This is a genomic window from Pseudomonas sp. SMN11, from assembly GCF_052041945.1.
GTDB lineage: Bacteria > Pseudomonadota > Gammaproteobacteria > Pseudomonadales > Pseudomonadaceae > Aquipseudomonas.
Genome location: NZ_JBKGGW010000031.1, coordinates 64779 through 77130 on the forward strand (window position 1 = coordinate 64779; position 12352 = coordinate 77130).

Sequence of the window (12352 nt, forward strand, 5' to 3'; positions counted from 1 at the left end):
GCGCTGGTGGCGCCTGCGATTTCAAAAGGAGTAGGGACATGCTTGATGCTGCATTTCGTCAGTGGCTGGATGCCAACGCCGAGGCTATCGACCAGGGCCAATGCGACCCGCAGCAGGTGCTGGCGCACATCGCCGAATCGCAGCTGCTGCGCGTCGGCGTCGCCCCGGCACTGGGGGGCAGCGGGGGCGCGGTCACCCATGCGGTCGAAGCCATCGCCGCCATCGCCAGCCGTTCACTGGCCGCAGCCTTTGTCTGCTGGGGCCAGCGCGCGTTCATCGAATACCTGCTGCAAAGCCCCAATCAGGCCTTGCGCGAGCGCTTGCTGCCCAGCCTGCTGGCCGGCGAACTGGCCGGTGCCACCGGTTTGTCCAACGCCATGAAGTTCCTCTCCGGGATCGAGGCATTGCAGGTGCGTGGCCGCCCCGAGGCTACGGGCTGGACACTGGAAGGCCGCCTGCACTGGGTGACCAACCTGCGCAAGAGCGGCTTCGTCGTGGCAGCAGCCATCGAGGACGACGCCGGCGGCTCGCCGTTCGTGATGGCCATTCCCTCCGACAGCCAGGGCCTTGAGCGCTCCGACGACCTGGAACTGATGGGTCTGCAATCGAGCAACACGGCAGCGCTGGCGTTCCACCAGGTCGAGTTGAGCCGCGACTGGCTGCTGCACGAAAACGCCCGCGAATTCCTGCCAAAGGTGCGCCCGGCGTTTCTCGCCCTGCAGTGCGGCATGGCCATCGGCCTGGCGCGGCGCTCGTTGCACGAAGTGCACGAACACCTGCACGGGCGACTGTCGTTCCTCGAAGAACATCGCCAGGTGCTAAAGGAACGCCTGGAAAACACCGTGGCCGAGCTCAAGCAAGGCTTGCTCGAAGAGCGCTTCCAGAGCCAGCCGGCGGCACTGTTCAAGCTGCGCATCACCCTCGCCGAAAGTGCGGCCGACGCCGTGCAGCTGGAGCTGCAGGCCAGCGGCGGCAAGGCGTACCTGGATGAGTTCGGTGCCGGCTTCGCCCGCCGCTGGCGCGAGTCGGCGTTCGTGCCGATCGTCACCCCAAGCCTGGTGCAACTGCGCGCCGAGCTGCATCGCCAGGCCGCCAGCGCATGAGCCGAGCGTTACTCGAAGCCCGCGAGATCAGCCTGGGCTACCCGCGCGAGGGCGGCTGGCAGGACGTGCTGGCGCGCTTCGACCTGCAACTGGCGCCAGGGGAGGTGGTGACCATCCTCGGCCCCAGTGGCGTCGGCAAGTCCAGCCTGCTGCGGGTGCTGGCCGGCCTGCAGCAACCGCGTGGCGGGCGCGTGACCCTGCACGGCGAGCCGTTGCAGGGCCCCCATCCGCGCCTGGCAGTGGCCTTCCAGGACCCGAGCCTGCTGCCCTGGCTGAGCCTGGAAAAGAACGTCGCCTTCGGCTTGGACTTCGCCCGCCAACCCAAGCTGGCCGCAGCCGAGCGCCGGTCGCGCATCGACCATGCCATCAGCGCGGTGGGCCTGGCCCATGCGCGCAATCAGTACCCGGCGCAGTTGTCCGGCGGCATGGCCCAGCGTACTGCGCTGGCACGCTGCCTGGCGCGCCAGCCCGAAGTACTGCTGCTCGACGAGCCGTTCGGTGCGCTCGACGAAGTGACCCGCGCCGACATGCAGCAACTGCTGCTGCAACTGATCGCCACCCATAATACGGCGGCGGTGCTGATTACCCACGACATCGACGAAGCCCTGTTGTTGTCCGACCGGGTGCTGCTACTGGGCAACCACCCGGCGCACATCCTGGGCCAATGGCACATCGACCTGCCGCAACCGCGCGCGCACCGGGTCGAGGAGCTGGGCGCGCTGCGAATCGAGATCCTGAAAACCCTTCGGCGGGCAAGCCGCACGGCTGAACCTTCCCCTACCTCATTGCCTTCGGAGCCTGCACATGTGCATGGATGACTGCTGTTCCGCCACTTCGCGTCGTGACTTCCTCAAGCTCAGCGCCATGCTCACTGCCGCCGGAGCCGTGCCATTGCTGTCCAGCCTGCAGGCCCGCGCAGCCGCCGAACCCGACGCGCCGGTGCGCATCGGCTACCTACCGATTACCGACGCCACGCCGCTGCTGGTGGCGCACAACAACGGCCTGTTCGAGGCCGAAGGCATCAAGGCTGAGCGCCCGGTGCTGCTGCGCAGTTGGGCGCAGGTGATCGAGGCGTTCATCTCGGGCCAGGTCAACGTCATTCACCTGCTGTCACCGATGACTGTGTGGGCACGTTATGGCAGCAAGGTGCCGGCCAAGGTGGTGGCCTGGAACCATGTCGGCGGTTCCGGCCTGACCGTGGCGCCGGACATCACCGACATGAAGCAGTTGGGCGGCAAGACCGTGGCCATCCCGTTTTGGTACTCGATCCACAATGTGGTACTGCAGCAGATGCTCAACGACAACGGCCTGGCCCCAGTGTCGAAGCCTGCCAATGCCCAGCTGGCGGCCAACGAAGTCAACCTGCTGGTGCTGCCGCCCTCGGACATGCCGCCAGCCCTGGCCAGCAAGCGTATCGCCGGCTACATCGTCGCCGAACCGTTCAATGCCCTGGCCGAGAACCTCAAGGTCGGCCGCGTTCAGCGCTTTACCGGCGATGTCTGGCGCAACCACGCCTGCTGCGTGGTGTTCATGCACGAGCACGACCTTAACAACCGCCCGGAATGGTCGCAGAAGGTGGTCAACGCCATCGTCAAGGCCCAGCACTGGACCCGCGACCACCGTGCCGAAGCGGCGGCGCTGCTGTCCAAGGCAGGCCCCAACAAGTACACCCCGCATGAGCCGGCAGTGCTGACCAAGGTGCTGGCCCCGGCCGCCGAAGACCGTGCCAGCTACATTGCCAGTGGCGCGATACAGCATCAGCAGTGGGACGAAAAGCGCATCGACTTCCAGCCCTACCCATACCCCAGCTACACCGAGGAACTGGTCAAGCGCCTGAAGCATACCCTGATCGAGGGCGAAAGCAGCTTCCTCGCCGGCCTGGACCCAGCGCAAACGGCTCGCGATCTGGTCGATGACCGCTTCGTGCGCAATGCCATTGCGGCAGTCGGTGGCCCTTCGGTGTTCGGCATTGCCGAGAACTTCCAGCGTAGCGAGGAGTTCGCGGTCTGATGCGCAAGCATGTCGTACATGCCGGCCTGGGTTTGGCCGGCCTGCTGGGGTTGCTGTTGCTGTGGTGGCTGGGTGTGCGGTTGTTCGGCGAGGCCGACGGCCTGTCGGCGCGCTTCTCGCCCCAGGCGACCCTGGCCAGCCTGGTCGAGCTGCTCAGCCAGGGCGAGGTCTACGGGCATGTCTGGGTCAGCCTCAAGCGCATTCTGGTCGGCTTGCTGCTGGCGTTGCTGATCGGCGTGCCGCTGGGGCTGCTGGTCGGCAGCTACCGGCATCTGGAGGCGGCGACCACGCCGGCGTTCCAGTTCCTGCGGATGATTTCGCCACTGTCTTGGATGCCGGTGGTGGTGATGCTGATGGGCGTGGGCGACCAGCCGATCTACTTCCTGCTGGCCTTCGCCGCGCTGTGGCCGATCCTGCTCAACACCGCCGCGGGCGTGCGCCAGCTCGACCCGCGCTGGCTGCAGCTGAGCCGCAGCCTCAGTGCCACGCGTTGGGAAACCTTGTGCAAGGTGATCCTCCCTGGGGTGATCGGCCATGTACTGACCGGCGTGCGCCTGGCCATCGGCATCCTGTGGATCGTGCTGGTGCCGTGCGAGATGCTCGGGGTGAGTGCGGGGCTGGGGTACTTCATTCTCGATACCCGCGACCGCCTGGCGTACTCGGAGCTGATGGCGATGGTGCTGCTGATCGGCGTGCTGGGGTTCATGCTCGATGCCCTGGCCCGCGGGCTGCATCGGCGTTGGGTGCATGCCTGAAGAATGCCGGGGCCGCGTTGCGGCCCTTTCGCGACACAAGGCCGCTCCTACAACGGTACGCGATCTCCTGTAGGAGCGGCCTTGTGTCGCGAAAGGGCTGCAAAGCAGCCCCAGAACCTCAATGCACCGACTTGCGCACCCGTACACATTCCTTGGCCTGCACCGTCAACTCATCCAGCCATTCATCCCGCTGCCGCTCGGCATCGAGCATGGCATCCTCACCCTGCTGATTAAGCAGGTAAGTGTGAATCTGCAGCACCTCGGCCGTCTGGTAGATTGGCGCAATGTCCAGCCGACCGATCAGCGCGCCACTGGCCTGGCCGGTGCTGCTCATCAGCACCTGCGGCCCGCTGGCGGCGACCACCTGCATGCCCATGCTTTCGAACCAGGGCACCTGATTGGCAAAGGCATTCAGCTCGACGCTGGCATAGCGCGCCTGTGCATCGCCCAGCAGGGCGCGGGCAATGCCTTGGCGGCGTTGGCTGGGCACCACGGCAAGAAACGCCAGGGCGCATGCGTGCGGGTTGTCCTGGGCCGGCAAGGTCAGGGCGAAACCGAGCAACTGGTCCGGGGCGTCGGCATCCAGGGCCAGGGTCAGCTGCACAGCCAGGCCGCGGGTGCCGTCCATGGCTTGCAGGTACTGGTGAACCTCCATGCCGACACCGTACTGATACAGCGGATAAAGCGGGTTGTCGGCACGAATGGCGACGCTGCTCAGATCGCCGACGTTGTGGATCACCAGCTCGCGGATCTGGTTCTGGAAGGATTCGGGCGGCACGCTGTCGAGGCGGCTCAGGATGAACATCGGTGGACGGGCTCCGGCTGCGGTTGGCTCACCCCGCACCGGGTTGGCGCGGGGTGCACAGTCTAAACCCTTTTTAGCCGCGCATCGCGGCAAGCATCAGGTCGAGATTCTGCACCGCCGCGCCCGAGGCCCCTTTGCCGAGGTTGTCGAACACCGCCGTCAGCACCACCTGGCCGTGCTCGGGGTTGGCAAACAGCGCCAGGCGCAGGTCGTTACTGTCGTTCAGCACCTCAGGGTTGAGCGGGGTGGCCGGACCTTGCTGGTGCAGGGGCATCACCTGCACATGGCGGGCGCCCTGGTAGTGTTGTTCCAGGCAAGCCTGCAACTGTTCCGCGTTGGGCTGGCCAGGCAACAGGCGCAGTTGCAGCGGGACGCTCAGGGCGATGCCCTGGCGATAGGCCGCGTAACCCGGCAGGAACATCGGCCGTGCCGACAGGCCGGCGTGCAGCTGGATTTCCGGCACGTGCTTGTGCGCCAGTTCCAGGCCATACAGCTGCAAGGTCGGGGCGTATTCAGCGCCCGGCTTCTCGTGCCGCTCGACGGCTGCGCGCCCACCGCCGGAATAGCCAGAGATGGCGTGGATGCTCAGCGGGTAGTCAGCCGGCAACAGGCCGGCCTTGACCAGCGGGCGCAGTAGGGCGATGGCCCCGGTGGGGTAGCAGCCGGGGTTGCTGACCCGCTTGGCATGGGCGATGCGTTCGGCCTGTTGCCCGTCAAGTTCTGGCAGACCATAGACCCAGCCCGGTGTGGTGCGGTGCGCGGAGCTGGCGTCGATAACCCGCACGGCGGGGTTCTCAATGGCCGCCACGGCCTCGCGGGCGGCGTCGTCGGGCAAGCACAGCAGGGCGATGTCGGCGCTGTTGATGGCGTCGGCGCGGCGTTGTGGGTCCTTGCGCTCTGCTTCGGGCAGGGTCAGCAGGCGCAGGTCGGTGCGGCCCTGCAGGCGGGCGTGGATCTGCAGGCCGGTAGTGCCTTGGTCGCCGTCGATGAAGACAACTGGGGTGTGCATGGTCGGGAGTCCGGTCAAGGGAGGGATGACCTATGCTCGCCTGTGGCCTTGGGAAAGAAAATTTGAATATCATGATGCTGACATTCAGTTTTAATGAATCAAGGATCGCCGCCCATGCGCGAAATCAGCCTCGACCGCCTGCGCACTCTGGTGGTGATTGCCGACCAGGGCTCCTTTGCCGAGGCCGCCCGTCAGCTCAACCTGGCGCCGCCCACCATCAGCCTGCATGTGGCCGAGCTGGAGGCGCGGGTCGGTGCGCCGCTGCTGACCCGCAACCGCAATCAAGTTCGCCCCACGACCATCGGCGAGACCTTGCTGGCACGCGCTCGTCGCTTGCTGGCCGATGCCGACCTGGCGCTGGACGAGGTGCGTCGCCAGGTCGAGGGGCTGACCGGGCGGGTGCGCCTGGGCGCCTCCACAGGTGCGATTGCTCATCTGCTACCCAAGGCCCTTGAGCATCTGCGGGTGGCGCACCCCGGCATCGACGTACAGGTTCAGGTGCTGACCTCCCAGGCTTCCCTGGCGCGCTTGCGCGAAGGCACCCTGGATATCGGCCTGGTGGCGCTGCCACAGGTGGCTGGCAAGGGGGTCAGGCTCACGCCCTGGCGGCGTGACCCGATCCTGGCGTATGTGCCGGCCGACTGGCAGCCGCCCGTCAAAGTTACCCCCGCCTGGCTGGCACAGCGTGCCTTGATCCTCAATGACAACAGCACCCAGCTGTCGCGGGTAACGGGTGAGTGGTTCGCGGCGGCTGGTTTGTATCCCGAGCCGCGCATCGAGCTGAACTACAACGATGCCATCAAGAGCCTGGTGGGCGCCGGCTATGGCGCGACCTTGTTGCCGCAGGAAGGTGAGGCCGCCGAACTGGACCGGCGCATAGCGCGCCGGCCGCTGCGGCCCGGGTTGTGGCGCCAGTTGGGGATCGCCTGCCGAGAGGGGCAGGTAGAGCGGGCCACAGGGTTTGTGCTGGAGGCGCTGGAGCGCTTGCGCCAGTAGCGGCTGCTAAACATCTGTGGGAGCCGCGCTTGCCGGCGAAAGGGGCGCAGCGCGCCCCCAGGGCCTCAGTCCCGCTCTCGCTGGCGAACCGTAGTCACGGTCTCGCCGCCCACCCCCCAGTTGTCCGTCGGCACTTCCTCGATCACCACGAAGGTACTGGCCGGTGGCTTGCCCAGTACCTGTTCGAGCAACTGCGTGGTGCCCTCGATCAGTTGGCGTTTGTGTTGCTGGGTCACCCCTTCATCGGTCACCCGGATATGGACGTAAGGCATGGCTGCTCGCTCCTCGGTTCAGTGCCAGGTGCCGGCGGTGCTACCACCGTCCACGGGCAGGATGACGCCGCTGACGAAGCGCGCATCGGTCAGGTACAGCACGGCATCCACCACATCTTGCGGCTTGCCCGTGCGACCGCTCGGCGAAAGCCCGCCAAGCCCCTCGACCTGCCCACTGTGCAGTGGTGTATCGATGATCCCGGGCGCTACGGCATTGACCTGCACACCGCTGGCGGCCAGCTCCAGGGCCAGGCCTTTGACCGCCTGGTTGAGCCCACCCTTGACCAGCACCGGCAACAGCGCCGGCACGCGGGTATCTGGCTGCAGGGCAATGGAAGCGGTGATGGCGATGATCTGCCCGTGGCCTTGTGCAATCATGACCTTCGCCGCTGCCTGCGATGGGTAGAAGAAGCCCTTGAGATTGGTGCCGACTAGCGCATCGACGTCGGCCTCGCTGTACTCGGTAAAGGGCTTGGGGATGAAGATCCCGGCGTTGTTGATCAGGATGTCGACACCGCCGAAGGTCGCCTGGGCCGTGGCGATCAGGCGCTGGGCGGTCTCGGCTTCGGCGATGTCGCCGGCCACGCCGACGAAGCGCTGCGGGTGACCGAGGCGGGCGGCGGCCTGCTCCAGGCGTGCCTGGCTGCGGGCATTGCCGACCACGTTGTCGCCGCGTTCGAGGAACGCCTCGGCGAGGGCGAAGCCCAGGCCGCTGGAGGCCCCGGTGATGATGACAGTTCTTGGCTTGCTCATGGTTGCGTTCTCCGAAAGTGAGCCGGTGGCTCGTGGTGGAGATCACTGTAGGGCGCTACGCCTGCTTGAAAAATGAGCCGGATGGCATTTCAATCGATACACCATGTAATCAATCGAGCCGCCATGACCCGCCACTTCGACGACTTGCAACTGGGCAGCTTGGAGTTGTTCTGCCTGGCAGCCGATACCGGCAGCTTCACCGCTGCGGCCGCCGAGGCCGGTGTCACCCCGGCGGCAGTGAGCCGCAGCGTGGCGCGCCTGGAGGAGCGCCTGGGCGTGCGCCTGTTCGTGCGGACCACCCGGCAGATGCGCCTGTCCGACGCCGGCCAGGCCTATTACCAGCAATGTCGACAGGCGCTCGGGCAACTGGTCGAGGCGGAGCGCCAGGCCACCGGTGGCCAGGCCGTGCCCAGCGGCCGCCTGCGCATCAGCGCGCCCACCCCTTATGCGCATCACCGTCTGCTGCCGTTGTTGCCGTCGTTCCGTCAGCGCTATCCACAGGTGCAGGTAGACGTGCACGTCAGCAATCGCAACGTCGATTTCGCCGAAGAACCGTTCGACCTCGCCATCCGTGGCCGCGAGCCAGCCGATTCACGGCTGGTGGCGCGGCGCCTGGAGGATGCCGAACTGGTGGTGGTGGCGACGCCGGGCTACCTGGCCCGCATGGGGACGCCACAGGTGCCGCAGGAGCTGGCCGGGCATGAGTGCATCCAGTTCGAGCTGGCTAGCAATGGCCGCCGTTCGCCCTGGCGCTTTCGCATCGAAGGCCGCGAGGTTGAAATGGATACTGACGGTGGCTTCACCTGCCTGGGCGACTTTCTGGCGACCGCGACACTGGTGCGCCATGGAGGTGGCCTGATGCAGGCCTACCGCTTCACCGTGCAGGACGCGCTGGCCAGTGGCGAGCTGGTCGAGGTATTGGGCGCATATGGCGGCACCTCGCGTCCCTTCATGCTGATCTACCCCCAGGCCCGGCACATGCCATTGCGGGTACGGGCGTTCATCGACTTTCTGTTTGCCGAGGGCGCTCGACCGCTGATCTGAACCGACGCAAGGGGCCTGCGCCGACTATGCTCTTTTCTGCGTCGAGCCATTGTCTCTCGATGACCATTCCGATTACCCAGGAGAACGCTCCATGAAATCCATGAAATTCGTGCCTCTACTGGTGATTGCTTCTGTATTGAGCTTTACCGCCCACGCCGACCCTAAAAGCAACTGCGCGGCCAAGATCAGTGAACTGGAAAGCATCCATAAAGCCGATGGCCCGGGGCTGCATGGTGGCATGGCACACGACTTCAAAGAGCACTTGAAAACAGCCAAGGACGCGCAGGCGAAGGGAGATTATACCCAATGCCAAGCCTCGGCTGACCAAGCCAAGACCATCTACAACAAGGCCCGCAGTAGATAGTTACCTGGCTGTACGGCTTCTTCGCGGCGGTGCCCGTGAAGAGGCCGGCCATGCCAGGCTTTCAGCCCCACGAAGTCCCCACCGGATCGATCATCAGAACCAGCGGTCGTTCTTCTTCCGCCCACGGGTCAGCGCCGGCAGGATCAGCCCCGCCAGCAGGCCGGCACCAGCAATGCTGCCGCCATACACCATGTAACGCATCATCACCTGCTTGTTCTCGTCGCCCAGGCGTGCCTGGGTATCGCGCAGGTTTGACTGGCTCTGGTCGAGCTGTTCGTTGAGCGCCTGGTTGCGGGCTTCCAGTTCATCGATCAGCTTCTTGCGCGAGTCGAGGGTTTCCTGCATGCCCTGTACGCGGTTCTTCCAGCTGTCATCGATGGTCTTGAGCTGCCCGGACAGCTCCGACACCTGGGCGTCGAGTTGCGGCAGGCGCTCGTTCTGGCCCGGTACCGACTGCAGGTCGCTGGTGAGGATCCACACCAGGTCGCCATTTTGCCCACGCACCTGGCTGTAGTTGCCCTGGCTGCCGATCAGGGTGAGTTTCTGCCCGGACTTGAGCGTGCCGACGATGCGGTGGCCATCGGTCGGGCCACTGCGCACATAGGTGCTCAAACTGTCGCTGACCCAGCGCGCATCGCTGGCCGGCTCTTCGGCATGCGCGGGAATGGCAAGAGCCACCAGGGCGGCGAGCAGGCTGCCGCGCAGGGCAGGGAGGGCAAGGGAGGCTGGGCGGGATTCAGGCATTTTGGGTCTTCGCTGCAACAGGAAAAATAGGCCCGGTAACTGTAGATCAGCGACGGAGCCGGCGAACCGGTCGGTGAATTGACCGTCAGGGACAGACCGCATTTTTGTAGGCAGGTTCACTGCTGGATGTGGGAATTACCTACAGAATGTTGCTAAAGCCGGACTAGAGGCGCTGCGCGCCCATGACACGATTGTAATGCTGCTATCACTTTGGCGTTATCCGCCAGGCCCCACTCTCCGACTCCGCCGACACAACAAAAAACGTCCCCCAAGGAGCTTCGGATGACCCGAACCGCACCCCTGTCCCTGGCTGCATGCCTGGCGCTGTCTGGCGTCAGTGCAACGGCACACGCCACCGAAGAAGCAGCCGAAGGTTTCATCGAGGGCAGCACGCTCAACGTGCTCAACCGCAACTTCTACTTCAACCGCGACAACCGCGAAGGGCCAGCCCCGGTGTACAACGCTTCCAAGTCGGCCAGCAATGGTTATTCCGAAACCTGGGCGCACGCCATCATCGCCCGATACGAATCCGGCTTCACCCAAGGCACGGTGGGTTTTGGCCTGGACGCCTTCGCCATGCTCGGCCTCAAGCTGGACACCGGCGGTGGGCGCAACGGCGGGCGCAGTTCGTTCGATGTGCTGCCGGTGGACCACGACGGCCAGGCGCGTGACGAATACACCAAGCTGGGCGGTGCCGCCAAGGTGCGATTGTTCGATACCGTGCTGAAGGTGGGTGATGTGTTCCCGGCCAACCCGGTTGTGGCCGCGGGTGATTCGCGCCTGTTGCCGGAGAGTTTTCGCGGGGTTACCTTGGAGAATACCAGCCTCAAGGACCTGACCCTGCAGGCCGGCCGCCTGCACGCCATGAGCCAGCCGGTCTCCAGCGACATGCGCGAGAACTTCGTGACCTTCTACGGCGGCCCGGTGGACTCGCCCTGGATCGCCTATGGCGGTGGCGACTACGATCTCAACGAGCACATCAGCGTCAGCCTGTTCAGCAGCCGGCTCAAGGATGTGTGGAACCAGTACTACGCCGGTACCAGTGCCAGCTGGCCGCTCGGCGACGACCTCGCCCTGATCGGTGGCCTCAACTACTACAAGGCCGTCGATGAAGGCCAGCAGCGCCTTGGTGCGTTCGACAACGATATCTGGAGCGCGAAACTCGGGGTGCGCTTCGGCGCTCATACCCTGGCGCTGAGCCACCAGCGCAACAACGGTGACGATGACTTCGACTACCTGCGCCAGTCCGACTCGATCTTCCTCGACAACTCCATCCAGTACAGCGACTTCAACTCGCCCAGGGAGCGCTCGTGGATGCTGCGTTATGACCTGGACATGGCGGCCTACGGGGTGCCGGGGCTGTCGTTCATGACCCGCTATGCAAAAGGTACCGATGCGGATTACTCCAACGCCAACGCCTTCTACATGCGTCGCGACGCGGACGGTAACCCGCTGACCGACCAGAAGCGCTGGGAGCGGGACTTCGAGGTCAAGTACGTGGTGCAGAGCGGTGCGGCCAAGGACCTGTCATTGCGGGTGCGCCAGGCTACCACCCGCGCCACGGCGTTCGAGTCGGACCTGGACGAAGTGCGGCTGATCGTCGAATACCCGCTGTCAGTGTTGTGAATTCACCTTCAGAAGCGTTCAAGCTCCTTTGGTAAGAGGTGGATGGTTTGGCGCCCCGCTTGGGGCGCCTTTTTTAGATTTTTGCCCCATGCCCAACCTTGCTATCCTCGCCGGCACTCACCGCAGCGAGCCGAGCATGCCCAGACCGAAGAAACACGACCTCACCACTGCAGACAGCAAGGCCGTGATCATCGATGCCGCGTTGCAGGTCATCCGCCAGGAAGGTGCCGGCTGCGCGACTTACCGGCGCATTGCCGCAGAGGCTGGCGTTTCGCCCGGCACCATGACCTATCACTTCGCCAGCATCAACGAAATCGTCGCGGCGGCCTTCGTGAAGATGAGCAACGGCATCGCCGACCAGTACTTCCGCCAGCTCGGCGAAGCCCGTGATACGGCTCACGCCCGCGAACTGGTCGCCGACCTGATCTGTGGTGATCTGTGGAAGGCTTCGGGGCAGATGCTGCTGATCTTCGAGTTGTACACCTTCGTTTCGCGCAATCCCGAGTACACCTACGTGATGGATGACTGGATGGCCCGGTCGCGTCAGGCCCTGCAGATTCACTTCGACGAAAAGACTGCGAGGGCGCTGGATGCGCTGATCGAAGGCTTCACCATCCACAATGCCCTGAGCAAGACCACGGTCAGCCGGGCCGACATACTGGCGTTGATCGAGGCGATTGCGTGAAGAAAGCGCTGGCATCGTCAGCCGAATCAACCACGCAACTTCCTGCTCTTGCTCCTGCTCTTGCTCTTGCTCTTGCTCTTGCTCTTGCTCTGCTTTTGCTTTTGCTTTTAAGCGCGCGATAGTTCAGGCGACGCAAATTGCGACTTCAGGAGGCCGAACGCAGGCGTCTGGAGGGCCAGGGTGCGC

14 protein-coding genes are annotated in these 12352 nt (G+C 64.9%); 9 read left to right on the forward strand and 5 right to left on the reverse strand.

All coding sequences use genetic code 11. The features are described 5' to 3' along the window. Positions 1-38 precede the first annotated feature (38 nt). From ACLEJU_RS21995 to ACLEJU_RS22010, 4 genes are read left to right on the forward strand one after another with little or no spacing between them, the layout of a single operon-like run. A complete protein-coding gene (locus tag ACLEJU_RS21995; RefSeq protein ID WP_435425730.1) occupies positions 39-1103 on the forward strand; it encodes an acyl-CoA dehydrogenase family protein in 1065 nt (354 codons plus the stop codon). Beyond that, complete coding sequence (locus tag ACLEJU_RS22000) at positions 1100-1921, forward strand: ABC transporter ATP-binding protein (RefSeq protein WP_435425731.1); 822 nt, start codon at positions 1100-1102, stop codon at positions 1919-1921. The genes ACLEJU_RS21995 and ACLEJU_RS22000 overlap by 4 nt, the downstream gene beginning before the upstream one ends. Continuing rightward, on the forward strand, positions 1908-3113 hold the full coding sequence (locus ACLEJU_RS22005) for an ABC transporter substrate-binding protein (RefSeq protein ID WP_435425732.1): 1206 nt from the start codon (positions 1908-1910) through the stop codon (positions 3111-3113). The genes ACLEJU_RS22000 and ACLEJU_RS22005 overlap by 14 nt, the downstream gene beginning before the upstream one ends. Next, positions 3113-3868 (forward strand): ABC transporter permease, encoded by a 756-nt coding sequence (locus tag ACLEJU_RS22010; protein ID WP_435425733.1) that lies wholly within the window; start codon positions 3113-3115, stop codon positions 3866-3868. Before ACLEJU_RS22005 ends, ACLEJU_RS22010 begins: the two co-directional genes overlap by 1 nt. A 118-nt stretch (positions 3869-3986) precedes the next feature. On the opposite strand, the gene ACLEJU_RS22015 is transcribed toward ACLEJU_RS22010, so the two are convergent. Next, entirely contained in the window at positions 3987-4673 is a 687-nt protein-coding gene (locus tag ACLEJU_RS22015; protein ID WP_435425564.1) for a GNAT family N-acetyltransferase, read from the reverse strand. A gap of 73 nt (positions 4674-4746) precedes the next feature. After that, positions 4747-5682, reverse strand: a complete 936-nt coding sequence (gene argC / locus ACLEJU_RS22020) for an N-acetyl-gamma-glutamyl-phosphate reductase (RefSeq protein ID WP_435425563.1) — start codon at positions 5680-5682, stop codon at positions 4747-4749. Between the two features lie 114 nt (positions 5683-5796). Here argC and ACLEJU_RS22025 point away from each other — a divergent pair, with 114 nt between their 5' ends. Then, a complete protein-coding gene (locus ACLEJU_RS22025) occupies positions 5797-6678 on the forward strand; it encodes a LysR family transcriptional regulator (RefSeq protein ID WP_435425562.1) in 882 nt (293 codons plus the stop codon). A gap of 65 nt (positions 6679-6743) precedes the next feature. On the opposite strand, the gene ACLEJU_RS22030 is transcribed toward ACLEJU_RS22025, so the two are convergent. Further along, positions 6744-6950, reverse strand: a complete 207-nt coding sequence (locus tag ACLEJU_RS22030) for a tautomerase family protein (protein WP_435425561.1) — start codon at positions 6948-6950, stop codon at positions 6744-6746. An 18-nt stretch (positions 6951-6968) separates the two neighbouring features. Continuing rightward, positions 6969-7703, reverse strand: a complete 735-nt coding sequence (locus tag ACLEJU_RS22035) for an SDR family NAD(P)-dependent oxidoreductase (protein WP_435425560.1) — start codon at positions 7701-7703, stop codon at positions 6969-6971. A 123-nt stretch (positions 7704-7826) separates the two neighbouring features. On the opposite strand from ACLEJU_RS22035, the gene ACLEJU_RS22040 reads away from it, so the two are divergent. Next, positions 7827-8747 (forward strand): LysR family transcriptional regulator, encoded by a 921-nt coding sequence (locus tag ACLEJU_RS22040; protein WP_435425559.1) that lies wholly within the window; start codon positions 7827-7829, stop codon positions 8745-8747. A 91-nt stretch (positions 8748-8838) separates the two neighbouring features. Next, entirely contained in the window at positions 8839-9111 is a 273-nt protein-coding gene (locus ACLEJU_RS22045) for a hypothetical protein (protein WP_110634172.1), read from the forward strand. Between the two features lie 93 nt (positions 9112-9204). Here ACLEJU_RS22045 and ACLEJU_RS22050 read toward each other — a convergent pair whose 3' ends face one another. After that, positions 9205-9855, reverse strand: coding sequence for a TIGR04211 family SH3 domain-containing protein (locus tag ACLEJU_RS22050; protein WP_435425558.1), 651 nt, complete (start codon positions 9853-9855; stop codon positions 9205-9207). Positions 9856-10137: 282 nt separating this feature from the next. Here ACLEJU_RS22050 and ACLEJU_RS22055 point away from each other — a divergent pair, with 282 nt between their 5' ends. After that, the gene (locus ACLEJU_RS22055) at positions 10138-11481 is read left to right on the forward strand and encodes an OprD family porin (RefSeq protein WP_435425557.1); all 1344 of its coding nucleotides are present in this window, start codon (positions 10138-10140) and stop codon (positions 11479-11481) included. Positions 11482-11569: 88 nt separating this feature from the next. Further along, entirely contained in the window at positions 11570-12166 is a 597-nt protein-coding gene (locus tag ACLEJU_RS22060) for a TetR/AcrR family transcriptional regulator (RefSeq protein WP_435425556.1), read from the forward strand. The last annotated feature ends 186 nt before the right edge of the window (positions 12167-12352 follow it).

Bases quoted from the DNA above. Each gene is read 5' to 3' on its own strand.
- ACLEJU_RS21995 (WP_435425730.1), top strand. From the start codon at position 39: ATGCTTGATGCTGCATTTCGTCAGTGGCTGGATGCCAACGCCGAGGCT.
- ACLEJU_RS22000 (WP_435425731.1), top strand. From the start codon at position 1,100: ATGAGCCGAGCGTTACTCGAAGCCCGCGAGATCAGCCTGGGCTACCCG.
- ACLEJU_RS22005 (WP_435425732.1), top strand. From the start codon at position 1,908: ATGTGCATGGATGACTGCTGTTCCGCCACTTCGCGTCGTGACTTCCTC.
- ACLEJU_RS22010 (WP_435425733.1), top strand. From the start codon at position 3,113: ATGCGCAAGCATGTCGTACATGCCGGCCTGGGTTTGGCCGGCCTGCTG.
- ACLEJU_RS22015 (WP_435425564.1), bottom strand. From the start codon at position 4,673: ATGTTCATCCTGAGCCGCCTCGACAGCGTGCCGCCCGAATCCTTCCAG.
- argC (WP_435425563.1), bottom strand. From the start codon at position 5,682: ATGCACACCCCAGTTGTCTTCATCGACGGCGACCAAGGCACTACCGGC.
- ACLEJU_RS22025 (WP_435425562.1), top strand. From the start codon at position 5,797: ATGCGCGAAATCAGCCTCGACCGCCTGCGCACTCTGGTGGTGATTGCC.
- ACLEJU_RS22030 (WP_435425561.1), bottom strand. From the start codon at position 6,950: ATGCCTTACGTCCATATCCGGGTGACCGATGAAGGGGTGACCCAGCAA.
- ACLEJU_RS22035 (WP_435425560.1), bottom strand. From the start codon at position 7,703: ATGAGCAAGCCAAGAACTGTCATCATCACCGGGGCCTCCAGCGGCCTG.
- ACLEJU_RS22040 (WP_435425559.1), top strand. From the start codon at position 7,827: ATGACCCGCCACTTCGACGACTTGCAACTGGGCAGCTTGGAGTTGTTC.
- ACLEJU_RS22045 (WP_110634172.1), top strand. From the start codon at position 8,839: ATGAAATCCATGAAATTCGTGCCTCTACTGGTGATTGCTTCTGTATTG.
- ACLEJU_RS22050 (WP_435425558.1), bottom strand. From the start codon at position 9,855: ATGCCTGAATCCCGCCCAGCCTCCCTTGCCCTCCCTGCCCTGCGCGGC.
- ACLEJU_RS22055 (WP_435425557.1), top strand. From the start codon at position 10,138: ATGACCCGAACCGCACCCCTGTCCCTGGCTGCATGCCTGGCGCTGTCT.
- ACLEJU_RS22060 (WP_435425556.1), top strand. From the start codon at position 11,570: ATGCCCAACCTTGCTATCCTCGCCGGCACTCACCGCAGCGAGCCGAGC.